The sequence below is a fragment of the Kocuria himachalensis genome (assembly GCF_054784195.1).
This window is the reverse complement of record NZ_BAAGPL010000019.1, coordinates 55,380-79,607: the sequence shown is the minus strand read 5'-3', so window position 1 is coordinate 79,607 and position 24,228 is coordinate 55,380. Positions and strand designations below refer to the sequence as shown.

21 protein-coding genes are annotated in these 24,228 nt (G+C 75.1%); 13 read left to right on the top strand and 8 right to left on the bottom strand.

Annotated elements, in window-relative coordinates:
- The first annotated feature begins 123 nt into the window (after positions 1-123).
- The 7 genes from ACYVM4_RS12735 (at position 124) to ccsB (ending at position 5,732) form a co-directional block, all read left to right on the top strand.
- Complete coding sequence (locus tag ACYVM4_RS12735) at positions 124-222, top strand: 30S ribosomal protein bS22 (RefSeq protein WP_005504750.1); 99 nt, start codon at positions 124-126, stop codon at positions 220-222.
- Between the two features lie 105 nt (positions 223-327).
- Positions 328-591 carry a glutaredoxin family protein gene (locus ACYVM4_RS12730; RefSeq protein WP_368820534.1) on the top strand — a complete coding sequence of 88 codons (264 nt, stop codon included), beginning with the start codon at positions 328-330 and terminating at the stop codon, positions 589-591.
- Positions 592-639: 48 nt separating this feature from the next.
- Positions 640-1,311, top strand: coding sequence for a histidine phosphatase family protein (locus tag ACYVM4_RS12725; RefSeq protein WP_368820532.1), 672 nt, complete (start codon positions 640-642; stop codon positions 1,309-1,311).
- 54 nt (positions 1,312-1,365) lie between these two features.
- On the top strand, positions 1,366-1,986 hold the full coding sequence (locus ACYVM4_RS12720; protein WP_460668779.1) for a TlpA family protein disulfide reductase: 621 nt from the start codon (positions 1,366-1,368) through the stop codon (positions 1,984-1,986).
- Complete coding sequence (locus ACYVM4_RS12715; RefSeq protein ID WP_368820530.1) at positions 1,983-2,744, top strand: cytochrome c biogenesis CcdA family protein; 762 nt, start codon at positions 1,983-1,985, stop codon at positions 2,742-2,744. The genes ACYVM4_RS12720 and ACYVM4_RS12715 overlap by 4 nt, the downstream gene beginning before the upstream one ends.
- Before the next feature lie 44 nt (positions 2,745-2,788).
- Entirely contained in the window at positions 2,789-4,639 is a 1,851-nt protein-coding gene (gene resB / locus ACYVM4_RS12710; RefSeq protein ID WP_460668778.1) for a cytochrome c biogenesis protein ResB, read from the top strand.
- Positions 4,640-4,652: 13 nt separating this feature from the next.
- Positions 4,653-5,732, top strand: a complete 1,080-nt coding sequence (gene ccsB, locus ACYVM4_RS12705) for a c-type cytochrome biogenesis protein CcsB (RefSeq protein WP_460668777.1) — start codon at positions 4,653-4,655, stop codon at positions 5,730-5,732.
- A gap of 215 nt (positions 5,733-5,947) precedes the next feature.
- Here ccsB and ACYVM4_RS12700 read toward each other — a convergent pair whose 3' ends face one another.
- Entirely contained in the window at positions 5,948-6,421 is a 474-nt protein-coding gene (locus ACYVM4_RS12700) for a PLDc N-terminal domain-containing protein (RefSeq protein WP_368820525.1), read from the bottom strand.
- Between the two features lie 81 nt (positions 6,422-6,502).
- On the opposite strand from ACYVM4_RS12700, the gene ACYVM4_RS12695 reads away from it, so the two are divergent.
- On the top strand, positions 6,503-6,790 hold the full coding sequence (locus tag ACYVM4_RS12695; protein WP_368820523.1) for a DUF4229 domain-containing protein: 288 nt from the start codon (positions 6,503-6,505) through the stop codon (positions 6,788-6,790).
- 30 nt (positions 6,791-6,820) lie between these two features.
- Here the strand turns inward: ACYVM4_RS12695 and ACYVM4_RS12690 are convergent, their stop codons facing one another.
- From ACYVM4_RS12690 to dhaK, 6 genes are all read right to left on the bottom strand, one after another.
- Positions 6,821-7,702 carry a 1,4-dihydroxy-2-naphthoate polyprenyltransferase gene (locus tag ACYVM4_RS12690; protein ID WP_460668776.1) on the bottom strand — a complete coding sequence of 294 codons (882 nt, stop codon included), beginning with the start codon at positions 7,700-7,702 and terminating at the stop codon, positions 6,821-6,823.
- Between the two features lie 124 nt (positions 7,703-7,826).
- The gene (locus ACYVM4_RS12685) at positions 7,827-8,984 is read right to left on the bottom strand and encodes an AMP-binding protein (RefSeq protein ID WP_460668775.1); all 1,158 of its coding nucleotides are present in this window, start codon (positions 8,982-8,984) and stop codon (positions 7,827-7,829) included.
- A gap of 72 nt (positions 8,985-9,056) precedes the next feature.
- Entirely contained in the window at positions 9,057-10,034 is a 978-nt protein-coding gene (locus tag ACYVM4_RS12680) for a 1,4-dihydroxy-2-naphthoyl-CoA synthase (protein ID WP_368820519.1), read from the bottom strand.
- Positions 10,031-12,640 carry a phosphoenolpyruvate--protein phosphotransferase gene (ptsP, locus tag ACYVM4_RS12675; RefSeq protein ID WP_460668774.1) on the bottom strand — a complete coding sequence of 870 codons (2,610 nt, stop codon included), beginning with the start codon at positions 12,638-12,640 and terminating at the stop codon, positions 10,031-10,033. The genes ACYVM4_RS12680 and ptsP overlap by 4 nt, the downstream gene beginning before the upstream one ends.
- Positions 12,637-13,269, bottom strand: a complete 633-nt coding sequence (dhaL, locus tag ACYVM4_RS12670; protein WP_460668773.1) for a dihydroxyacetone kinase subunit DhaL — start codon at positions 13,267-13,269, stop codon at positions 12,637-12,639. Before dhaL ends, ptsP begins: the two co-directional genes overlap by 4 nt.
- On the bottom strand, positions 13,269-14,270 hold the full coding sequence (gene dhaK / locus ACYVM4_RS12665) for a dihydroxyacetone kinase subunit DhaK (RefSeq protein WP_368820516.1): 1,002 nt from the start codon (positions 14,268-14,270) through the stop codon (positions 13,269-13,271). Before dhaK ends, dhaL begins: the two co-directional genes overlap by 1 nt.
- 197 nt (positions 14,271-14,467) lie before the next feature.
- On the opposite strand from dhaK, the gene ACYVM4_RS12660 reads away from it, so the two are divergent.
- The 5 genes from ACYVM4_RS12660 (at position 14,468) to ACYVM4_RS12640 (ending at position 22,557) form a co-directional block, all read left to right on the top strand.
- Complete coding sequence (locus tag ACYVM4_RS12660; RefSeq protein ID WP_368820515.1) at positions 14,468-15,277, top strand: alpha/beta fold hydrolase; 810 nt, start codon at positions 14,468-14,470, stop codon at positions 15,275-15,277.
- 107 nt (positions 15,278-15,384) lie between these two features.
- The gene (gene hrpB / locus ACYVM4_RS12655; protein WP_460668772.1) at positions 15,385-17,970 is read left to right on the top strand and encodes an ATP-dependent helicase HrpB; all 2,586 of its coding nucleotides are present in this window, start codon (positions 15,385-15,387) and stop codon (positions 17,968-17,970) included.
- Positions 17,971-18,353: 383 nt separating this feature from the next.
- Positions 18,354-19,316 (top strand): HpcH/HpaI aldolase/citrate lyase family protein, encoded by a 963-nt coding sequence (locus ACYVM4_RS12650; protein WP_460668771.1) that lies wholly within the window; start codon positions 18,354-18,356, stop codon positions 19,314-19,316.
- A gap of 173 nt (positions 19,317-19,489) precedes the next feature.
- On the top strand, positions 19,490-21,478 hold the full coding sequence (locus ACYVM4_RS12645) for a penicillin-binding transpeptidase domain-containing protein (RefSeq protein ID WP_460668770.1): 1,989 nt from the start codon (positions 19,490-19,492) through the stop codon (positions 21,476-21,478).
- Positions 21,479-21,588: 110 nt separating this feature from the next.
- On the top strand, positions 21,589-22,557 hold the full coding sequence (locus tag ACYVM4_RS12640; RefSeq protein ID WP_460668769.1) for an L-lactate dehydrogenase: 969 nt from the start codon (positions 21,589-21,591) through the stop codon (positions 22,555-22,557).
- A gap of 101 nt (positions 22,558-22,658) precedes the next feature.
- On the opposite strand, the gene putP is transcribed toward ACYVM4_RS12640, so the two are convergent.
- Entirely contained in the window at positions 22,659-24,155 is a 1,497-nt protein-coding gene (gene putP / locus ACYVM4_RS12635) for a sodium/proline symporter PutP (protein WP_460668768.1), read from the bottom strand.
- Between the last annotated feature and the right edge of the window lie 73 nt (positions 24,156-24,228).

Here is a 24,228-nt window from a genome sequence, read left to right as displayed (position 1 = left end):
CGGTAGGGTGTCAGTGAACGTTTGCCCGGCCGTCACCGTCCGCAGGCCGGCACCCCTGGTTCCCGCCTGTCGCGCGGAGCTCCCGGGGGCACACCACCGAGACATGAAGATGCGAGGGATCCTATGGGTTCAGTGATCAAGAAGCGCCGCAAGCGGATGTCCAAGAAGAAGCACCGCAAGCTGCTCCGCAAGACCCGGCACCAGCGCCGCAACAAGAAGTGACCCTGCGCTGAGCGCGCCACCGGGGCCGCCGTCCGATCCGGGACGGCGGCCCCGGTGCGTTCCCGGGCCCGTCCGCGCCGCGCGACGGGCCCGTAGCATGGGCCCATGAGCTCTCCTCCGCCTCCCGCCGTCACCCTTCTGACCCGGCCGGGGTGCCACCTCTGCGTGGCCGCACGGGAGTCCGTGGCCCGGGTCGCCTCCGCGCTGGGCCTGGAGTGGGAGGACGTCGACGTCGACGCCGACCCGGAGCTGGCCCGCCGGCACGCCGAGGAGATCCCCGTGGTGCTGGTGGACGGGGTCCCGCGCGACTTCTGGCAGATCGACGAGCGCCGCCTCGCCCGGCTGCTGCGGGAGCGCCTGGCCGGCTGAGCCGCCCCGTTTTGGGGCCGGTGCGCCCGGTCTGGGACCATGGGTGCCATGCCCTCCTCGACGGTCCATCTGCTGCGCCACGGCCAGGTCCTCAACCCGGACCGCATCGTCTACGGGAGGCTGCCCGGCTACGGCCTCACCGAGCTGGGCGCGCGGATGGCGGAGGCCGCCGCCGCGGAGCTCGCCCGCCGTGTGAACGCCGGCTCGCGCATCGTCCACCTCGTCTCCTCCCCGCTGCAGCGGGCCCGGGAGACGGCCGCGCCCGTGGCCCGTGAGCTGCACCTGTCCGTGCACCCGGACGAGCGGATCATCGAGGCCCCCAACCACTTCGAGGGCCTGCACGTGGACGTCCCCGAGCTGCTGAAGCCCCGGCACTGGCCGCACCTGCGCAACCCCCTGCGGCCCTCCTGGGGCGAGCCCTACCGGCACCAGGTCGCGCGCATGGCGGAGGCCGTGCTGGACGCCGGGCGCACCGCCGCGGAGCGCGGCGGGGACGGGGCCGAGGCTGTGCTGGTGTCCCACCAGCTGCCGATCTGGCTCGCCCGGCGCTCCGCCGAGGGGCGCCCCCTGCCGCACGACCCCCGGCGCCGCCAGTGCAACCTCGCCTCCATCACCTCGCTCGTCTTCGACGACCTCGGCTCCGGCCGCCCGCCCCGGGTCGTCTACAGCGAACCCGCCGGCGACCTCTACCCAGGGGTCAACCAGCTTCCCGGTTCATAATGGCCGGGCGCCGCCGCCCTCCCCGTCCCGTCCAGAGCACCAGGTGATCCGTCCGTGACCTCCCGCCCCTCGCCCGCCTCCCGTCCGTCCCGCCGCCGTGTGCTCTCGCTCGCGGGCCTCGGCGTCCTCGGGCTCGCCCTCGCCGGGTGCACGGAGGAGGACTCCCTCGCCCAGCAGGCGAACTCGGGGGACCAGAAGGGCTACATCGCCGGGGACGGCACGGTCTCGGAGTACCCGGCCGCCGAGCGCGGGGAACCGGTGCAGTTCGCCGGCACGCTGTTCGACGGCGCGCCCCTCTCCGCCGAGGACCTGCGCGGGCGGCCCGCGGTGCTCAACTTCTGGTACGCGGGCTGCGCCCCGTGCCGCGTCGAGGCCCCCGACCTCCGCGAGCTCGCCGAGCGGTTCGAGGGGCAGGCCGCCTTCTACGGTGTGAACCTGCGCGACGAGCGGGCCACCGCCGAGGCGTTCGAGCGCACCTTCGAGATCCCGTACCCCTCCGTGGAGGACAAGGACGGGGGCGTGCTCATGGCGCTGAGCGCCTACGTGCCGCCGCAGGCCGTGCCGACCACGCTCGTGCTCGACGCCCAGGGGCGGGTGGCCGCCCGCATCCTCGGCATCGCGGACCGCTCCGTGCTCGAGACCCTCCTCGAGGACACGGTGGCCGAAGCGGCATGACGGCTGGCAACCCCTTCGCCGAGATCGTCCTCGACGGCTCCCTCCTCGTCGCGCTGCCCGTGGCGCTGCTCGCCGGCCTCGTCTCCTTCGCCTCCCCGTGCGTGCTGCCCCTCGTGCCCGGCTACCTCGGCTACGTCACCGGCCTGACGGGAGCGGACCTGCAGGAGCAGCGGCGCGGCCGCGTGCTCGCGGGGATCACGCTGTTCGTCCTCGGCTTCTCCGCCGTGTTCCTGGTCATGTCCGTGCTGCTGGCCCAGCTGGGCGCCTACGCCTGGTTCCTGGGGCAGAACTGGATCACCGTGGTCCTCGGCGGCCTCGTGGTGCTCATGGGCGTCGTGTTCCTCGGCGGGGTGTCCTTCTTCCAGCGGGACCGCAAGATCGAAAGCCGCCCACCGCCCGGGCTCTGGGGCGCCCCGCTGCTCGGCGTGACGTTCGGCCTCGGCTGGGCGCCCTGCATCGGCCCCACCTTCGCGGCCGTGCAGGCGCTCGTCTACGTGGACGGCGCCTCGACCGGCAAGGCGGCCGTCCTCACGGTCGCCTACTGCCTGGGCCTGGGCGTGCCGTTCCTGGTGCTCGCCCTCGCCCTGCGCCGGGGCATGGGCGCCATGGGCTTCTTCCGCCGGCACCGCCTCGGCATCCAGCGCGCCGGCGGCGGTCTGCTCGTCCTCGTCGGCCTGCTCATGATGACCGGCGCGTGGACCGCGTTCGTCTCCTGGGTGCAGGCCGAGCTCGTCACCGACTGGGTGATGCCGATCTGAGCACCTCCGACCCGCGAGCCCGCACCGGCAGCAGAAAGGCCGCCATGAGCACCGCAGCGTCCCCGTCGTCGTCGGGCCCCTCGTCCCCGGACCCGTCCGGACTGCGCCCCCCGGACGTCGAGCTCCCCGTCCTCGGGCCCCTCGGGCTGGCCCGGTGGGCCTGGACGCAGCTGACCAAGATGAACACCGCCCTGTTCCTGCTGCTGCTCCTGGCGGTCGCCGCGGTGCCGGGATCGATCTTCCCGCAGCGGATCCAGGACCCGGCGGCGGTCCAGGACTACATCGACAACAACCCCGCCCTGGGGGAGTGGCTGGACCGGGTGCAGCTGTTCGACGTCTTCTCCTCGGCGTGGTTCTCCGCGATCTACATCCTGCTGTTCGTCTCCCTCGTGGGGTGCGTCCTGCCGCGCGCGGCCAAGCACTGGCGGGCGTGGCGGGCCGAGCCCCCGCGCACCCCGCGCCGGCTCGAACGGCTGCCCGAGCACCGCTCCCTCGCCCTGGGCGGGCGCGACGGCGCCGGGGCCCCGGTCCCGGACGACGTCGTCGCCGACGCCGCCCGGCTGCTCAGGAAGCGCGGCTACCGGGTGGCGGTGCGGGACGCCGGCACGGCCGCCCCGTCGGTGGCCGCCGAGCGCGGCATGTGGAAGGAGGTCGGCAACATCGTCTTCCACCTGGCCCTGCTGGGCGTGCTGGTGTCCGTGGCCGTCGGCTCCCTCTTCGGCTACAAGGGCCAGCGGGTGGTCGTGGAGGGCGAGTCCTTCGTCAACACCCTCATCGGCTACGACTCCTTCACCCCCGGCCCCAACTACGACGCCGACTGGCTCGACCCCTTCTCGGTGCGGCTCGACAGCTTCGAGGCCGTGTTCAACCGGGACACCACGGACCCGCGCAGCTACGGGGCGCCCCTGGACTTCACCGCGGAGGTCACGGTGCAGGACGAGCCCGGCGCCGAGCCGCGGCAGGAGGTCCTGAAGGTGAACCAGCCGCTGAACGTGCACGGTGTGAAGAGCTACCTCGTGGGCAACGGCTACGCCCCGGTGGTCCGGGTGACCGACGGCAACGGGGACGTCGCCTTCGAGGGGCCGGTCGTGACCGTGCCCTCCGACGGCGTCTACACGTCCTCGCTCGTGCTCAAGGTCCCGGACGCCCGTCCCGACCAGCTCGGTCTCGTGGGGCTGCTGCTGCCCACCGCCGTGGGCGGGGAGGGCGAGATGCCCCGCTCGGTGGATCCCGGCCTCGCCAATCCCCGGCTGATCCTCTCCGCGTACCACGGGGACCTCGGCCTGGACAGCGGTGAACCGCAGAACGTATACGTGCTCGACGTCGAGCCCCTCACCGAGCTCAACGCCATGACCAACGAGAACGGCGCCATCACGCTCGACGCAGCCAACCCCGTGCACGAGCTGCCCGACGGGAAGGGCACCGTGGAGTTCCTGGACGTCAAGCGCTACGTGGGCCTGGACGTCCACTACGACCCCGGCAAGACGGGCGCGTTCGTCTCCTTCGTCGCGGCCTTCACGGGCCTGCTCATGTCCCTGTTCATCGCCCGGCGCCGCGTCTGGGTGCGTGCGGCGGAGGGCGTCGACGCCGACGGCCGGCCGTGCACGGTGCTGGAGTACGGGCTGCTGGCCCGCGGCGAGGACCCCCGGCTCGCCGCGGAGGCCGAGCGGCTGGACCGGCTCTGGACCGAGCAGTGGCAGGACGCCGGCGTCCGGGACACGGACACCACGACGGCGACCACGGCAGCCACCACGGCAGCGACCACGGCAGCCACCACGACGACGGCATCGACAGGGCCGACGGAATCGACCACGACGACGGCGGCGACCGGAAGCACCGTGCGCGCCGGCGGCCGGTCGGACGCCCGGCCGGACGCCCGGCCGGACAACGAGTGAGAGGATGGGCGGCATGACCGTCAACGAGACACTGGGCGCCTGGAGCGATCTGTTCATGCTCCTGGCGGCCATGACCTACCTGGTGGCCTTCGTGGCCTTCGCCTGGGACCTCGCGTCCCACTCCAAGACCCTGCGCGGGGCCGAGGGCACCGGCGAGCGCGAGCTCGTGGGCGCCGCCGCGGGAGCCTCCGCGGCGGCCTCGGGGGACGCCGCCGAGCCCGCCGACTCCCGGGCGGGCCACGGCGCGGGCCACCGCGGGCGCGGCTACCGCACGAGCGCGCGCTCCGCCCTCGCCGGGCACGTGGCGGACGAGGAGATGCGCTACACCGGTGAGCGCCGTCCCGCCGCCCGCGTGGCCGTGGCCGTCATGGTCCTGGGCTTCGCCGTGCACACCGCCGCCGTGCTCAGCCGGGCCTTCGCGGCCGGACGGGTGCCGTGGGGCAACATGTACGAGTTCTGCACCACGGGCGCCCTGGTCGTCGCGGGCGTGTTCCTGCTGGCCCTGCTGGCCCGGGACCTGCGCTTCGTGGGCTCCCTGGTGGCCGGGCTCGTCGTGATCATGCTCTGCGCGGCCACCATCGGCTTCCCCACCCCGGTGGGGCCGCTGCAGCCCGCCCTGCAGTCCTGGTGGCTGGTGATCCACGTGTCCATCGCCGTGGCTGCCTCCGGGGTCTTCACCATCACGTTCGCGATGGCCGTCCTGCAGCTCCTGCAGGCCCGGCGGGAGCGGGCGATCCTGTCCGGCGACCGGCGCGGCATGGGCTTCCTGGCGATGGTCCCGTCCTCCCAGGCGCTCGAGAACCTGTCCTTCCGGCTCAACGCGGTGGGGTTCGCCTTCTGGACCTTCACCCTCGCCGCCGGCGCGATCTGGGCGGAGCAGGCCTGGGGCCGCTACTGGGGCTGGGACACCAAGGAGGTCTGGACCTTCGTGATCTGGGTGGTCTACGCCGCCTACATGCACGCCCGCGCCACCCGGGGCTGGACCGGCAACCGGTCGGCGTGGCTGTCGATCGTCGGCTACCTCTGCGTGCTCTTCAACTTCACCGTGGTCAACACGGTCTTCGCCGGCCTGCACTCCTACGCCGGGGTCTGACCCTCCGGCCGCCCGCGCCGGGCGACGACGAACGCCCCGCACTCCTCGGTGCGGGGCGTTCGTCGTGGTCGGGTCGCCGGTGGGCCGGTGAGCCGGTTCCACGGTGCGGGTCGGCCGCGCAGGTCGGCTGTGCGGTCGCGTCGTGTCATCGAGCCGTACGGCCGGGCCGTGCGACGAAGCCGTGCGGCGGCCGGTTCCCGGGGGAGCCGTGCGGCTCAGGCGTGCGGCGGCCGGTTCCCGGGGGAGCCGTCGGTGGGTCCGTCGCTGCGGCCGGCGGACGAGCCGCCGGAGGGCCCGTCGTCGGGGCGGTCGCCCGGACTGTCCTGCGGCCCGGTGCCGCCGGCCGCACCCGGACCGCCGTTGCGCCGCAGATCCTCCTCCCACCGCCGGAGCTTCTCGGCCTTCTCCTGCTGCCGGCGGCGCTCCTCGAGGTTGCGCAGGAACTGGGGGTCGTCGTCGGGCCCCCTGCCGCGCACGGCGCGCGACGACTCGGCGGTGCCCTTGGGACGCCCGAAGAACAACCACAGGAGGGCGCCGACGAGCGGCAGGAGGAGGATCACCGCGATCCAGCCGCCCTTGCGGAGACCGCGCATGTCGGTGCTGTCGGTCCGGGCGCACTCGATGAGGGAGTAGACGATCACGCCCACCGCCAAAGCGGCCGCGCCGATGATGAGGATGGCTCTGCCCATGCCGACAATCGTAGGGGAGTTGCCTGGATGCCAGCTCAGCGCCCCGGGAGACCTGTCAGGCGGTCCCGCTAGACTGGGCGCGTGAATTTCCTGAAGTACTCCCTGCTCCGGTTCGCGCTGCTCGTGCTGGCCTTCCTGCTCTGCATGTGGCTGGGCGTCGGGCTGGTCCTGTCCGGGGTCGCCGCGGTGGCGATCTCCTTCGCGGTCTCCTACCTGTTCTTCCCGCGCCTGCACGCCGCCGCGGGGGAGGAGGTCCACCGGTGGGTCGCGCGGGCGCCGAAGCCCCGCAACCGGGTGGCGCTCGAGGACCAGGAGGTCGAGGACGCCTACGTGGACCGGAGGCTGCGCGAGGACGGCCGCGAGGTCTGAGCCCCTGGCCGCTGATTCCTCAGCGGGGGCTCACCACCACTGCCGCAGCAGCACCGCCAGCAGGAAGAGCACGGCCCAGCCCACGTTGAGCACCCCGCACTGCCGGAGCACGGGGATGAGCTGGCGGCGGTCCCGCACCCGCAGCACCGTGGCCACGGGCGCCCACGCCAGCGGCAGGAGCAGCAGCACGAGCAGCATCCACGGGTTGTAGGGCACGAGGAACAGCACCAGTGCGAACGCCACGGCGATCTCCGCGGTGAACACCACCCGGCCCAGCGGGTCGCCCAGCCGCACGGCCAGGGTCCGCTTGCCGACCTCCCGGTCCCCGGGCAGGTCCCGGAGGTTGTTGGCCATCAGCAGGGCGGTGGCGATCAGGCCGGTGGACAGCGCCGCGACGAACGCCTCGAGGTTCAGGGTGCCGGCCTGGGTGAGCGTGGTGCCGAGCACGGCCACGAGCCCGAAGTAGACGAACACGAACACATCCCCGAGCCCGCGGTACCCGTACGGGCTGCGCCCGCCGGTGTAGCCCCACGCGGCGAGCACGGCCGAGAGGCCGACGGGGATGAACCACCACTGGCGGCTCAGCACCACCAGGACCGCGCCGGCCAGCGCGGCGAGACCGAAGCACAGCAGCGCCGCCGCCAGCACCCGCCCCGGCGCGGCCGCCCCGGAGCCCGTCAGCCGCAGGGGCCCCACGCGGTCGTCGTCGGTGCCCCGGATGCCGTCGGAGTAGTCGTTGGCGTAGTTCACGCCGATCTGCAGGAAGAGGGCCACCAGCAGCGCGAGCAGCGCGCGGACGGGGTCGAAGGAGTACAGGGCCTGGGCCGCGGCGGAGCCGGCCACCACGGGGGCGAGGGCCATCGGCAGCGTCCGGAGCCGGGCTCCCTCGATCCACTGGGCTGGCGTGGCCACGGGCTACCTCCGTCGAGAACGACCCGCGCGGGGTGCGGGGTGCGGGATGCGGGCCGCGGTGGGGGTCCGTGGCCGCGAACCATTGTGTCACGGTCCTGCCCCGGCTCCGGGCCGGGCGGGAGCCTCAACCGAGCAGGCGGCCCACGGCGGCGCGGTCCGGTTTCCCGGTGGGCAGCAGGGGCAGCTCGTCCGGCCAGGCCCAGCGCCGGGGCACCGCGGCGGCGCCGTGCCGGGCGCGCACCTGCTCCTCGAGCTCGGCGCGCAGCCGGCGGCGGTCCGTGCCGGGGGCGGCGACGACAGCGGCGCCGACCGCCTGCCCCCACTCGGCGTCCGGCACACCGAGCACCAGGGCCTGGCGCACCGCGGGGTGCTCCGTCAGGGCGGCGGTCACGAGCCCCGCGGCGACCTTGACCCCGCCGGTGTTCACGACGTCGTCGACCCGCCCGTGCACCGTGAGCACGCCGTCGGCGGAGAGCTCGCCGAGGTCGTCCGTGCGGTACCAGCGCGTCCCGGCGGTCTCCCGGAAGTGCCGTGCGGTCTGCTCCGGGTCCCCCGCGTAGCCGGCGGCGACGACGTCCCCGCCGAGCCAGATCCGGCCCGGCCCGGGCCCGCCGCGGCCACCGGGGCGCGGGGCGTCGTCGGCCGCCGCCACGTGCACGGTGACGCCGTCCAGGGGCACGCCGTCGTAGACACAGCCCCCGCAGGTCTCGGACATCCCGTAGGTGGAGACCACCCGGACGTCCGCCGCCCGGGCGGCCGCCAGCAGGCGCGACGGAGCGGCCGAGCCGCCGAGCAGGATCGCGGAGAAGCTCTTCAGCGCGGAGACCGCGTCCCCGTTGCGCACCCCGGACGCCGGCTCCAGGATCCGCTGCAGCTGGGTGGGCACGAGCGACGTGTAGCGCACGGGGTCCTCCAGCTCCTCGGCCGCCGCCGCGAAGGCCTCCGGGGTGAAGCGGGCCGCCGGGTCGAGGACCACGGGGTCCGTCCCGGCGTAGAGGGAGCGGACGAGCACCTGCACCCCCGCCACGTAGTGGACGGGCAGCGCGAGCAGCCACTGGCCCACCCCGCCGGTGCGCACCGCGGTGGCCATCGAGGACGCCGCGAGCGCGTCCCGGGTGAGGACCGTGCGCTTGGCCCGGCCGGTGGACCCGGACGTGCGCACGACGACGGCGGGGCCCTCCCGGCCCAGCGCGCGGGTCAGCGGGGACAGCAGCCGCAGGGGGTCGCCGGCCACGGGCCCGTCGAGGACCACGGCGTCGCCGGGGACGATCAGCTCGGCCATCACGGCCCTCCTCCTCGCGCCGCCGGACGGGTCGTGACCCGCAGCACTGGTCACGGCCCGGCGGCAGGCGGCCTAGAAGTAGTAGGGGAAGCCGGACCAGTCCGGGTCGCGCTTGCCCAGGAACGCGTCCCGGCCCTCGACGGCCTCGTCGGTCATGTACGCCATGCGGGTCGCCTCGCCCGCGAAGACCTGCTGGCCGACCATCCCGTCGTCGGGCAGGTTGAACGCGAACTTCAGCATCCGGATCGCCTGCGGCGACTGGGCGGCCACGTCCCGGGCGGCGTCGATCGCCGCGTTCTCCAGCTCCGCGTGCGGGACGACCTCGTTGACCGCCCCCATCTCGAGCATCCGCTGCGCGTCGTACTCCCGGGCGAGGAAGAAGATCTCCCGCGCCGCCTTCTGCCCCACCTGCCGGGCGAGCAGCGCGGAGCCGTAGCCGGCGTCGAAGGAGCCCACGGTGGCGTCCGTCTGCTTGAACCGCCCGTGCTCCCGGGACGCGATCGTGAGGTCGCAGACCACGTGCAGGGAGTGCCCGCCACCCGCGGCCCAGCCCGGGACGGCGGCGATGACCACCTTGGGCATGGTGCGGATCAGGCGCTGCACCTCGAGGATGTGCAACCGCCCGGCGCGGGCCGGGTCGATGCTCTCGGCGGTCTCGCCCTCGGCGTAGCGGTAGCCGTCGCGGCCGCGGATGCGCTGGTCCCCGCCGGAGCAGAAAGCCCAGCCGCCGTCCTTGGGGGAGGGGCCGTTGCCGGTGAGGACCACGGCGCCCACGTCGGAGCTCATCCGGGCGTGGTCGAGCGCGCGGTAGAGCTCGTCCACGGTGCCCGGGCGGAAGGCGTTGCGGACCTCCGGGCGGTGGAAGGCGATCCGTACCCACGGCAGGTCCCGCAGCACGGCGCCGTCGCCGTCCCGCTCCACGCCGCGGTGGTAGGTGAGGTCCCGGAGGTCCTCGAAGCCCTCGACCGTGCGCCACTGCGCCGGGTCGAAGAGCTCGGAGACCCGCTCGGGGAGGTGGCTGCTGGCGGGGGTCGGGGTCGCGTCGGTCACGGGTCCGAGTCTACGGGGACTTCTCCGTCGGTCTCGAGCAGGGCCCCCGGACCGTCTGCGACGGTGCCGTGGAGGGCGGCCGGGATCGGACCCGAGCCGCGGCCGCGCACGGGCGACCGCTGCCGGCGTCCCGACCGGTCCGCGCCCGCAGCGTCCGCCAGCAGCGCACGCACCTCGTCGGCGGACCCGCACGCCAGGGCCTGCCGTGCGAGGTCCTGCGCACCGGCCAGCGTCACGTCCCGCAGCCGTGCCTTGACGAGGGGCACCTGGGTGGGCAGCACGCTGAGCTCCTCGACGCCCAGCCCGGCGAGCACCACCGCCGCGGCCGGGTCACTGGCGAGGTTGCCGCACACCGCGACGTGCGTGCCCTCGGGCACCTCGGCGCACACCCGCGCCACCAGGTCGAGCACGGCGGGCTGCCGGGCGTCCGCCAGCGCGGAGACCGCGGTGTTGCCCCGTTCGGCGGCCATCGTGTACTGCGCGAGGTCGTTGGTGCCGATGCTCACGAAGTCGAGGCCCTGGGCCACGCGGCGGACGGCCAGGGCCGCGGCCGGGACCTCGATCATGACGCCGACCCTCATCCCCGCCGGACGGCCGCCGATCGCCGCGGAGGCCTCGTCGAGCCGCTCCAGCGCCCACGCCACCTCCTCGGCGGTGCTGACCATGGGGAACATGACGTGCACGGGGTGGTCCCGGGCCACCCGACAGATCGCGGTCAGCTGGTTGCGGAGCACCTCCGGTGCCCGCCGCATGAGCCGGAGCCCGCGCTCGCCGAGGAACGGGTTCGCCTCGTGGGGCGCCGGCAGGAAGGGCAGCGGCTTGTCGCCGCCGACGTCCCAGGTGCGGATGGTCACCGGCCGCCCGGCGAATGCCTCGGCGATCCCGGCGAACGCGGCCGCCTGCGCCTCGACCGACGGGGCGTCGTCCAGGTGGCCGAACAGGACCTCGGTGCGCAGCAGCCCGCACCCCTGCGCGCCGAACGCGACGGCCCGGCCGGCGTCGGCCGGCGTCGTGACGTTGGCGAGCACCGGCACCGGGTGGCCGTCCGCGGTCGCGCCCGGTTCGCGGGCGGTGGCCAGGACGCGCTCGGCCTCGACGGCCCGGGCGGCCGACAGCTCGCGGAGGGAGTGCCGGGTGCTCTCGTCGGGGTCGAGGACGAACCGCCGGGCCCGTGCGTCGAAGCCGACGACGGTGCCGGGTGCCACGGCGGCCGCGGCCGGCCCGGCGTCGTGGTACACCGGGATGCCGCGTGAGCGGGCGACGAGGACGCCGTGACCGGTGTCCCCGCCCGCCAGCGTGACGACGCCCGCGACCCGAAGCGGGTCCAGCGTCGCCGCCGTCGCGGCGTCGAGCTCCGGCACGACGAGGACCACGGGCGGACCCCCGGCCGGGACGGCGTCCTCGGGCGCGCCGGTTCCCGCCAGTGCGGCAAGCACCCGCTGCCGCACGCTGCGGACGTCCTCGGCGCGCGCCCGCAGGTAGGGATCGTCCATCGCCTCGAGCTCTCCGCCCAGCGCGGAGAGCCGGTCCTGCCACGCCGTGGGCGCGGGCGCGCCGGCGGCGATGCCGGCGGAGACGGCGCCGGTCAGCCCGGGGTCGACGAGCAGGGCCTCGTGGGCCTCGAGGACGGCGCCCATCGGGCCGGGGGCTCCGGCGGCGGAACGGCGCAGCGCGGCCAGCTCGGCGAGCGCGCGGGCGACCGCCGCGTCCGAGCGCCGCTGCTCCTCGGCGGGCTCGCCCGGCCGGTAGCCGGAGAGGTCGATCGCGCCGCCCCGCACGACCGCCGGGCCGAGGGCGACATCGACGCCCGACCCGGCGGCGGGCGAAGTGGGCACGACCGTCGGACCGGCTGACCCGGGGGCCGCAGGAGGCGCCGGCCCGGAGGGCCCGTCGCCCCAGGAGTCCGCGGCCAGCGCCCGCACCGCCTCGGTCAACGACTCGGCGCCGGGTCCGGACGCCTCGAAGCGCAGCCGGTCGCCCTGCCGGACGGCGAGCGTCACGAGCCCGGACAGGCTGCGGGCGTCGACCGGACCGCGGCCGGTGCGCAGGTTCGTGACCACGGCGGCCGCGTCGGCGGCCCGCACGAGCCCGACCAGCCGGGCGGCCGGGCGCGCGTGCAGGCCGTGCGGAGTGTCCACGGGCAGCTCGGCGACGACCTCGGGTGCCGCGGGCGGCGCCCTCGTGCCGGCCCCCGTCGGGTCCGTCGCCTCCCCCAGGTGATCCAGCTTGGCGGCCAGTCCGCGGCCGGCCTCCTCGAGCACCGCGTCCAGCGGCGCGCCGGTCGCGGCCGTCACCACGGCCGCGACCAGTCCCTCGACGAGCGGAGCGGGTGACAGGCGGACCCGCTCGGCGACGTCGGGCGGCACGAACTCCCGCGCCATCTCCGCGCTGAGCACGGCGCTGCCGAGGTCGAGGAGCACCAGCACGCCGTCCGGTGAGTCGACGGCGGTGATGGCATCGGCCACCGCGGCGGCGTCCGTGCCGAACCCGTCGCCGGCGCCCGCCGCCACGGCGATCGGCGGGCGCTCCACGACCATCTCGCAGGCCAGCTCGACGGCCGCCTCGGCCAGCGCGCGGCTGTGCGAGACGACGACGATGCCGATCACGGCAGGCTGTCGGCGGCGGACCGCAGCAGCAGCGCCGTGCTGGTGGCGCCCGGGTCCTGGTGTCCGGCGCTGCGCTCGCCCAGGTAGCTGGCCCGCCCCTTGCGGGCCACGAGCGGGATCGTCGCGGCGCAGCCCGCCTCCGCCGCGTCGGCCGCCGCGGACAGCGCGTCGGCGATGCCGGCGCCCCCGGCCACCGCCGCGTCGTACGCGTCGAGTGCCGGCACCAGGGCGTCCACCATCGTCTTGTCGCCCTGCTGGGCCTTGCCCCGGGCGACCACGCCCTCCAGCCCGGCCCGCATCGCCCCGCCCAGCGTGGCGGCGTCGACGGACTGCCCACCGGTCAGCCCACCGCCGACCCGCAGGAAGAACGTGCCGTACAGCGGGCCGCTGGCCCCGCCGACGGTGCTGACCAGGGTCATGCCGGCCTTCTTCAGCATCGCGCCGGCGTCGCCGGCGTCGCCCGCGTCCAGCGCGCCGACGACCGCCCGCATGCCACGGTCCATGTTGCTGCCGTGGTCGGCGTCGCCGATGGCGGAGTCGAGCTCCGTCAGCTCGGCGGCGTGGTCGTGGACGACCTCCGCGAACCTCCGCAGCCAGCGGTCGAGACCCTCGGCGGTGACCTCCGGCATCACATGCCCCAGCGCAGGCCGGGGGTGTTGACCGGCGCGTCCCACAGGCGGACGATCTCGTCGTCCGCGCGCAGCAGGGTCACGGAGCAGCCGGCCATGTCCAGGGAGGTGATGTAGTTGCCGACCAGGCTGCGGGCGACCGGGATGCCGGCCTTCTGCAGCAGCTGCTGCACCTCGGAGTACATGATGTACAGCTCGATCAGCGGCGTGCCGCCCATGCCGTTGAGGAACGCGATCACCGGGGCGCCGCCGGCCGCGGGCAGGTCGGCGAGGACCGGCTCGACGAGCATGGCCGCGACCTCCCGCGCGGGAGCGATCGGCCGCCGTTCGCGTCCGGGCTCGCCGTGGATGCCGATGCCGACCTCGATCTCGTTCTCGTCGAGCTCGAACGTCGGCCGGCCCGCGGCCGGGACCGTGCACGAGGTGAGCGCCATGCCCATGCTGCGCCCCTGCTCGTCGACCCGCCGCGCGATCTCGGCGACCTCGGAGAGCGGACGGCCCTCCTCGGCGGCCGCACCGGCGATCTTCTCCAGCAGCACGGTGACCCCCACGCCGCGACGTCCGGCGGTGTACAGGCTGTCCTGCACGGCGACGTCGTCGTCGGTGACGACCGAGACCACCTCGACATCGTTCTCGGCGGCGAGTTCGGCGGCCATCTCGAAGTTCATGACGTCGCCGGTGTAGTTCTTCACGATGTGCAGGACGCCGGCGCCGCCGTCGACGCCGAGGGTCGCGGCGAGCATCTGGTCCGGCACCGGGGAGGTGAACACCTCGCCGGCGCAGGCCGCGTCCAGCATGCCGGGGCCCACGAACCCACCGTGCATCGGCTCGTGTCCGGAGCCGCCGCCGGACACCAGGCCCACCTTGCCGCGCCGGGGCGCGTCGGCGCGGAAGACGACGCGGTGGGAGTGGTCCACGCGCAGACGGTCCCCGTGCGCCGCCTGCATGCCGAGCAGGGCCTCCCGGACGACGTCGGCCGGGTCGTTGATGAGCTTCTTCATGTGCCCTATCCGATCACTCCGCCGGTGGTCGTGACAACAGTTCCGGACGACTGTGGGGCATTGAGTCCTCGGCGCGCGACGAGAGCACCGTCCCACGGCCGGCCGGCCCCGCGCCCCGGCCCCCGGGACGGCTCCCCGGACGCCGCGCTGACCCCCGCAGTGCCGTCCTCCGGCGGCCGAGACCCTAAGCTCGGAGGATGGCTGACTTCCGGACGAGCACCCTGCACACCACCGCTGTCGGGGACGACGGCGACCGCGTCGTCTTCCTGCACGGCCTGTTCGGCCGGGGCAAGAACTTCACCCGGATCGCCAAGGACCTTCAGCCCGACTTCCGGAGCCTGCTGGTGGACCTGCCCAACCACGGCCGGTCCGAGTGGACGGACCGGGTGGACTACGAGCAGATGGCGGACTCCGTGGCCGAGACCCTGCGGGACGACTTCGCCTCGGAGGGACCGGTCGCCGTCGTCGGGCACTCCCTCGGCGGCAAGGTGGCCATGGTGCTGGCGCTGCGACACCCGGTTCTCGTCTCCCGGCTCGTCGTGGTGGACATCGCCCCCGCCCGGGCCGGGGGCGGCGAGGGCGAGTTCGCGCACCTGCTGGACAGCCTCGCGGCCGTGGACCTGACGGCCGTCGAGCGCCGCTCCGACGCTGACGAGGCCCTCAAGGAACCCATCCCGTGGGACACCACCCGAAGCTTCCTGCTGCAGAACTTGCGCAGGGGCAGGGAGGGCCTCTCCTGGGAGCCGAACCTCGAGCTGCTGCGGTCGAGCCTGGACACCATCGGCGGCTTCCCCGACACCGGGGACGCCGTCTACGAGGGGCCGGTGCTCTGGGTCGCCGGCGGGCGCTCGGACTACGTCCGCGACGAGCACGCACCGGCCATGCGCGGCCTGTTCCCCCGCACGCACCGGGTGACGATCCGCGAGGCCGGCCACTGGGTCCACTCGCAGGAGCCGGAGAAGTTCGCCGAGGTGCTGCGCGGGTTCCTGGCGCGCACCGGGCGCTGACCGCCCTCCCCGCGCGGGCCATGGCCGTTCCGGGGTGTGGCCGTCGCGCGCGGCGGCCGCCGGACCACCAGGAGCGGGCCCCGGACGGCGGTGGGAGACTGGAGACCATGAGTTCCGTCCCCTTCGACCTCGCCCGGATCGGCGCCGGCCTGCCGGTCGCCGGGGTGCTCGGCGAGCTCCGCGCGGCGCTGGCCGGCGGCGTCGCCGTGGTGCAGGCCCCGCCCGGCAACGGAAAGACCACCCTGGTGCCCCCGCTCGTCGCCGACCTGCTGCACGAGCGCACCCCGGACCCCGGGCCCGGCCGGGTGGTCGTCACCCAGCCCCGCCGGGTCGCCGCGCGCTCGGCCGCCCGCCGGCTGGCGCACCTGACCGGGACCCGCGTGGGGGAGCTCGTGGGCCACACGGTGCGCGGCGACCGGCGCACCGGGGCCCGCACGCTCGTCGAGTTCGTCACCCCCGGCGTGCTCCTGCGCCGGCTGCTGCAGGACCCCGGCCTGCCCGGCGTGGGCGCCGTGGTCCTCGACGAGGTCCACGAGCGCGGTCTCGAGTCCGACCTGCTCGTCGGCATGCTGGCCGAGGTCCGGCAGCTGCGCGAGGACCTGGTGCTCGTCGCGATGTCCGCGACCCTCGACGCCCCGCGCTTCGCCGGCCTGCTGGGCGAGGGCGCCCCGGCCCCGGTGGTCGACTGCCCGGCGGCCCTGCACCCGCTCACGGTCCGGTGGGCCCCGGCCCCCGGCCGGCGCACCGACGACCGGGGGGTCACCCACCCGTTCCTCGACCACGTCGCCCGGACCGCGGCCGACGCGCACGCGCAGGCCCTGGCCCGGGACGGCTCCACGGACGCGCTCGTGTTCGTCCCCGGGGCGTGGGAGGTCGCCCAGGTCACCCGGCGGCTGCGGGAGACCTGCCGCGGGACCGAGGTGCTCGAGCTGCACGGCCGGGTCGGGGCCGCCGAGCAGGACCGGGCGACCTCGGGACGCCGGCCGGGGGACCCGCCGCGCGTGGTCGTCTCCACGTCCCTGGCCGAGTCCTCCCTGACGGTGCCGGGCGTGCGCCTCGTGGTCGACTCCGGGCTCTCCCGCGAGCCCCGGCGCGACGCCGGCCGCGGCATGACGGGCCTCGTCACCGTCGCGGCCTCCCGGGCCTCGGCCGAGCAGCGGGCGGGCCGCGCCGCCCGGCTCGGGCCCGGGGAGGTGGTGCGCTGCTACGACGAACGTACCTGGGCGGCGATGCCTCCCCACCTGACGCCCGAGCTCGCGGCCGCCGACCTCACGGGCGCCGCCCTGCTGCTCGCCTGCTGGGGCGCCCCCGGTGGACGGGGCCTGCCCCTGCCGGACCCGCTGCCCGCACCGGCTCTGGCCGACGCCGTCGCCGTCCTGCACGGGCTCGGCGCGCTCGACGACGACGGCCGGGCCACCGCCACCGGCCGGCTGCTGGCGGCGGTGCCCGTGGACCCGCGCCTGGCCCGCGGCCTGCTCGACGGCGCCCGCACCGTCGGCGCCCGGCCGGCGGCCGAGGTCGTCGCGATGGTCTCCGACGACCACCGCCCGCCCGGCGGGGACCTGTCCCGCCTGCTCGCCGAGCTACGCTCCGGGCGGGTCCCGGACGCCCGCCGCTGGGCCGACGAGGCCCGTCGCCTCGAGCGGATCGCCACGGACCCGCCGGCCGCCGGAGCGCTCGGGCAGCCCGTGCCGCCGGCGGCCGGGGACGTCCCCGCCGAGCTCGTGACCGGTGCCGTCGTGGCCCTGGCCCTGCCGGAGCGGGTCGCCCGGAAGGTGGGGGACACGTACCTGCTCGCCTCCGGGACCCGCGCGGGCCTGACTCCCGGGAGCGGCCTCGCGGGCCACGAGTGGCTCGCCGTCGCCGATGTCACCCGGGCGTCCGGGCAGGCCGCCGCCGGGACCGGTGCGCTCGTGCGCGCCGCGGCGGCGCTCGACCGCCCTCTCGCCGAGCGCTGCGCCGAGCACCTGCTCACCGACGAGGTCCGCACCCGGTTCGAGAACGGGCGGGCGAGCGCCCGCCGGGTCCGCGCGCTCGGGGCGATCGAGCTGTCCTCGACCCCCGTGCGGCCCGCCCCGGAGGCCGCCCGGGAGGCCGTGCGCGCCGCCCTGGCCGAGCAGGGCCTCGGCCTGCTCGGCTGGTCGGACGGCGCCGACCGGCTCCGGCGCCGGCTCGCGCTGCTCCACCACCGGCTCGGGGACCCATGGCCCGACGTGGCCGACGCCGCCCTGCTCGACCGTCTCGACGAGTGGCTCGCGCCCGAGCTCGGCGCCCTCGCCGGCGGTGCCCGGGTCGATCTCGCCGCGCCCCTGCGGCGGCTGCTCCCGTGGCCGGAGGCCGCCCGCCTCGACGAGCTCGCCCCCGATCGGCTGGCCGTGGCCAGCGGCTCCCGGGCCCGGATCGACTACCCGGCCGCCGACGACCCCGCCGGCCGGCCCGTGGTCAGCGTCAAGCTGCAGGAGTGCTTCGGGTGGGCGGCGTCCCCGACGGTCGCCGCCGGCCGGGTCCCGGTCCTCTTCCACCTGCTCTCCCCGGCGGGGCGGCCGCTGGCCGTGACCGACGACCTCGCCTCGTTCTGGTCCGGCCCCTACGCCCAGGTGCGCGCCGAGATGCGCGGCCGCTACCCGAAGCACCCCTGGCCGGAGGACCCCTGGACGGCGCCGGCGACCGCCCGCACCGCGCGCCGCTCCTGAGCCCGGTCCCCGAGCCCGGCGTCCGGTCCGTCCCTGAACACCCCCCCGGGCCTCGTGACGGGACCCGTGACGGGGCCTCGTCAAGCCGTCCTGTCACCGGGCCCCGTGCCTGCGGGGGTGGGTGGCGTCCTCCTGTGATCTGGGTTACGGTGGAGCCACCGCACTTGCCGAGCGCGTTGATCCAGCGCGCACGGACCGGCTCGCCCACCTCGCGATCCCCGGCCCGAGGCACGCACCGGCCGGACCCCCGCGACGCGATCGTTCCCGCGGGCCCGGCACCGGTCACGGTTCCGCCGGGCAGCACCTGCCCTCCCCGCACAGGTGCCCCGGCACATCTGTCACACCGCAGCTCGCTGCACCTCACGGAGAACGGGTACGCCCTCATGACTGCCACCTCGATCGAGACCTCGACGACGCCCCCGACCACCTCGTCCCTGCCGCTGGTTCCCCAGGCCGCCGCTCCCGCGGTCGGCCCGGAGCTCGCCCGCTCCTGGCTGCTCGTCAACGGCGCCCAGGCCGAGCGGTTCGCGGCGGCCCGGGCGAGCGCGGCCGACGTCGTCGTCCTGGACATCGAGGACTCCGTGGCGCCCAAGGACAAGGAACGGGCCCGCCGCAACGTCATCAGCTGGCTGGACGCCCAGGACGAGCACGGCGAGCAGCACCACGCGTGGGTGCGGGTCAACGGCTTCGGCACCCAGTGGTGGGAGGAGGACCTCCGGGCCCTCGCCGGCGTCCGCGGCCTCGACGGCGTCATGCTGGCCATGGTCGAGTCCCCGGAGCACGTCACCCGCACCGCGGAGCTGCTCAAGGACACGAGGATCGTCGCGCTCGTCGAGACGGCCCGCGGCGTGCAGCACCTGCAGGCCATCGCCGGCGCCCGCTCCACGTACCGCCTCGGCTTCGGCCTGGGCGACTTCCGGCGCGACACGGGCTTCGGCGAGAACCCCATGACGCTGGCCTACACGCGCTCGCAGTTCACCATCGCCTCCCGGGCGGCCAACCTCCCCGGCCCCATCGACGGGCCCGCCGTCGGTGCGCTCGGCCCGAAGCTCGCCGAGGCCACGTCCGTGACCCTCGAGTTCGGCATGACGGGCAAGCTGTGCCTGATGCCGGAGCAGACCGCCACGGTCAACGAGGGCCTGAGCCCGTCCCTGTCCGAGCTGTCCTGGGCCACCGAGTTCCTCCAGGAGTTCGACGCCGACGGCGGGGAGATCCGCAACGGCTCCGACCTGCCGCGCCTCGCCCGCGCCAAGAAGATCCTGGGCCTGGCCGGCGCCTTCGGCCTGAGCATCCCCGAGGGCTACGACGTCCACTTCGAGGCGCCGACCGACACGTACCACTGCTGATCCGGTGGTGAGGGGCCGGCACCCGGCCCCGCCCCCGCGCGGGAGCGCACCCCCTCCCGGCGCGGCCGACGGACCGGTGGGTGCCGTGCAGACACGGCGCCCACCGGTCCTTCCGTCTCCGGATCCCTCCGCCGGCCTGGGCGGGGCGGGGCTGCCGGACTAGATTCGACACCGTGCAGACTCACCGCCCCGCCCCGCAGCCCGCCGCGTCCCGGCCCCTCCGCCGGTGGCCGAGGACGGCCGTCCCGATCGCCCTCTCCGCAGCCCTCCTCGCCACCGGCTGCTCGGTGCTCGCGCCCGACGACGGACGCGAGACCGCCGAGCGGGTCGCCGCCGCCCTGAGCGCGGGCAGCGCCGAGGAACTGGGTTTCGGCGACGTCGAGGGCCCCTCCGCCCAGGAGCAGTACGAGCGGATCACCGCGCGGCTCGGGGAGGCCGCCCCGGCCGTCGAGGTCTCCGCGGTCGAGGACACCGGGGAGGAGGGACGGCACGAGGCCACCCTGTCCTGGTCCTGGGACCTCCCGGGCGTCGATCAGGACTGGGCGTACGACTCGAGCCTTCCGCTGGTCCGCTCGGGAAGCGGGGAGTGGGTCCCCGAGTGGTCGGCGGGCGTGGTGCAGCCGGGCCTGGAGGAGGGCGAGGCCCTCCGCGCCCGGACCGTGGCCGCGGACCGCGGCGACATCCTCGGCGCGGACGGCGAGGTCCTGGTGACGGAGCGCCCGGTCCGCCGGGTCGGGATCGACCGGTCGCAGCTCGACGGGGCGGACCCGGGCGCGGCGGCCCGCCGGCTCGCCGCGGCCGTGGACATCGACGCCGACGCCTACGCCGAGTCCGTCGAGCAGGCCGGGCCCGAGGCGTTCGTCGAGGCCGTCCCGCTGCGGCTGGAGGACTTCCGGGAGCTGGACGCGCAGGAGATGGAGGCGGTCCCGGGCCTGCTCGTGGTCGAGGACGAGCTGCCGCTGGCACCCTCCCGCGGTTTCGCCGCCGACCTGCTGGGCGGGGTGGCCGAGGCGACCGCCGAGGACCTGCAGGCCTCCGGCGGGGAGCTGGCGGCCGGTGCGCTGGTCGGCCGCGGGGGCGTCCAGGAGCGCTTCGACGAGCGGCTGCGCGGCGCCCCCGGCGTGGTCGTCGAAGAGGTCGTGCCGGGCGACGACGGCGTGCGGCCGTCCACCGGCGAGCCGCTGTTCGAGGTCCCGGCGGAGGCCGGCGAACCGGTCACGGTGAGCCTGGACCGCGGACTCCAGGCCACCGCCGAGGAGCTGCTGGCCGGGATCGAGTCCCCGTCCGCCGTCGTGGCGATCCGCCCCTCCACGGGCGAGCTCGTCGCCTCGGCCAACGGGCCGGGCTCCGAGGGGTACTCCACCGCGCTGCTGGGCCGGTACGCGCCCGGCTCCACCTTCAAGGTCGTCACCGCCCTGGGGATGCTCCGGGAGGGCGACACCCCCGGGACGGTCGTGCAGTGCCCGCCGTCCACGACCGCGGCGGGCGTGCGGATCGACAACGTCGAGTCCTATCCGGCCGAGTTCACCGGGTCGATCACCCTCACCGAGGCCCTCGCCCACTCCTGCAACACCACCTTCGTGGACCAGCACGACCGGATCGACCAGGCGGAGCTGGCCGGGGCCGCGGCCGCGCTCGGGCTCGGGGTGCCCACGGAGCTGCCGGTGCCCGCGTTCTGGGGCGAGGTCCCGCAGGAGGAGCCGCCGGCCCAGCACGCCGCCGCGATGTTCGGGCAGGGCCGCACGCTCGTGTCCCCGCTGAGCATGGCCAGGCTCACCGCCTCGGTCGCCGCCGGAGAGCTCGTCACCCCCCGCCTCGTCAGCACCGAGGGCCTGCCCGAGGACGGGGCCACGGCCGGGCCCGGCCCGGAGGAGCCCCTGACCGCCGAGGAGGCGGAGCAGCTGCGCACCATGATGCGGGCCGTCGTCTCCTCCGGGCACCTGGGCGTGCTGCAGGAGCTCGAGCCGGACACCGCGATCGGCAAGACCGGCACCGCCGAGTTCGGCGACGAGGACCCGCCCCGGACCCACTCGTGGGTGATCGCCGAGCACGAGGACCTCGCCGTGGCCGTCTTCGTCGAGGACGGCGACCTGGGCTCGGTCACCGGGGGACCCCTCATGCGGGACTTCCTGGCGGCGGCCTCCGCGTCCCGCGCCGGCTGAGGCGCGCCGCGGACACGGTGTCCCAGGCCCTTCCCCGCCCCGCGCCGCTGGCCCAGGATGGAGACGTACCGTCCGCCGCCGCGGACCGCCGAACCCGTCAGGAGCTCCCCGTGCCCGAGACCGTGCTCACCACTCCCACGAGGACCAAGATCGGCGTGGTCGGCGCCGGCTCCGTCGGCTCGTCCCTGGCCTACGCGGCCCTCATCAAGGGCGTCGCGCAGGAGGTGGCCCTCTACGACCTCGCGGGCGACCGGGTCCGCGCCGAGGGCCTGGACCTGGCCCACGGGGCCATGTTCACCCCCAGCTCCCGCGTCACCGGCTCCGACGACGTCGCCGTGCTGGCCGGCTCGGACATCGTCTTCGTGACCGCCGGGGCCAAGCAGCGGCCCGGACAGACCCGGATGGAGCTGGCGGGCGCCAACGCCGCGATCCTCGAGCAGCTGATGCCGCGCCTGGTGGAGCAGGCGCCCGAGGCCGTGTACGTCCTCGTGACCAATCCGTGCGACGTGCTCACGGTCATCGCGCAGAAGCTCACCGGCCTGCCCCCGGAGCGGGTGATGTCCTCCGGGACCGTGCTGGACACGTCACGGCTGCGGTGGCTGCTGGCGGAGGAGGGCGGGGTGTCCACCACGAGCGTGCACGCCACGATCGTCGGCGAGCACGGGGACACCGAGTTCCCCCTGTGGTCGAACGCGAACATCGGGCAGATCCCGCTGCGGGACTGGACGGTGGAGGGACGCCGGCCCTTCACCGACGAGCGGCTGGACGAGATCACGCACCGGACGATCAACGCGGCGTACACGGTGATCCAGGGCAAGGGCGCCACCAACTACGCGATCGGCCTGGCCGGGGCGCGCGTGGCCGAGGCGGTGCTGCGGGACGAGCACGCCGTGCTGCCGGTCTCCACGGTCCTCGAGGACTACCGGGGGATCAGCGGGGTCGCCCTGTCCGTGCCGTCGGTCGTCGCGCGGCGGGGCGTCGTCGAGCGCCTGGTCGTGCCCATGGACGAGCAGGAGCTGGCCATGCTGCACCGCTCGGCCGAGGCGATCCGGGCCACCCTGGCCTCGATCGGGTACTGACCGCCGAGCAGGCGCCGGCCCGCGAGGAGTGAGCGGTCCGTGAACGGCGACGGGGCCCGAACCGGTGTGCGGAACGGGCCCCGGTGCTGCGGCGCGACAGGTCAGCGGGCGGCCATCTCGTCCTGCGCCGCGTGGGTGAGGCGCACGGCGTCGTCGAACTCGCGCTCGACGTCCTCGTCGCGCCGGTAGGTGGCCTGCGAGACCAGCACGGCGGACACGAGGCTCACGATGAAGCCCGGGATGATCTCGTAGAGGTCGGCCCACGGGGTCACGGTCCACACGAACACGGTGACCGCGCCCAGGACCATGCCCGTGATCGCGCCCAGGTCGGTCAGCCTGCGCCAGAACAGGGACAGGATCACGATCGGGCCGAACGAGGCGCCGAAGCCGGCCCACGCGAAGGCCACGAGACCGAGGATCGTGTTGTTCTGCTCCCAGGCCAGGAACACCGCCACGAGGGCGACGGCGGCCACGCCCGCGCGGCCCATCCACACCTGCTTGCGCTCGGACGGGGACTGCTTGACGGTCAGCTTGTACAGGTCCTCCACCAGGGCGGAGGAGGAGACGATGAGCTGGGAGGAGACCGTGGACATGATCGCCGCGAGCACGGCCGCCAGGACGAAGCCGGCGACGAGGGGGTGGAAGAAGAGCTGCGCGAGGTCCAGGAACACGGACTCGGGGTCGGTCGGGCTCTCGTCCGGGCGGTTGCCGTAGTAGGCGACGCCGACCAGGGCGGTGGCGATCGCCCCGATGACGCTGAGCACCATCCAGGCCATCCCGATCCGGCGGCCGGTCTTGGCGTCGGAGGGGGAGCGCATGGCCATGAAGCGGACGATGATGTGGGGCTGGCCGAAGTAGCCGAGGCCCCACGCCAGGGCGGAGATGACACCGATGGCCGTGGCCCCGGACACCATGGAGAGGGCGTCGGGCTGGACGGCGCGGATGCTCTCGGCCATCTGCCCGAAGCCGCCGACGTTGATGATCCCGACGACCGGGACCATGACCAGGGCGACGAACATGAGCAGACCCTGGGCCACATCGGTGTAGGTCGCGCCCAGGAAGCCGCCGAAGAGGGTGTAGGCGATGGTCACGCCGACGACCAGGAGCAGGCCGGCGTGGTACGTCGAGCCGAAGGACGACTGGAAGAACAGCCCGCCGGCGACCATGCCGGAGGAGACGTAGAACGTGAAGAACACCAGGATGATCAGCCCCGAGGCGATGCGCAGCAGCCGGGTCCCGCCCTTGAGCCGGTTGTCCAGGAAGGACGGGATGGTGATCGAGTTGTGCGAGACCTCGGTGTAGGAGCGCAGCCGGGGCGCGATGAACTTCCAGTTGACCCACGCGCCGATGACCAGCCCGAAGGCGATCCACGCCTCGACCAGACCGGAGAGGAACACCGCGCCGGGCAGGCCGAGGAGCAGCCAGCCGGACATGTCGGAGGCCCCGGCGCTGAGCGCGGCGACGCCCGGCTTGAGGTTGCGCCCGCCGAGCATGTAGTCGTCGAGGTTCTTCGTCCTGCTGTTGGCGTAGAGGCCGATCGCTATCATGGCGGCGAAGTAGATGACGATCGCGAACGTCTGGGGCAGCTGGTCGGGCATGGATTCCTTTCCGCCCGGCGCCGGCCGGGTGGAGCGCAGCGTCCAGGAGGGTGGGTGGGACAAAGGACCCACA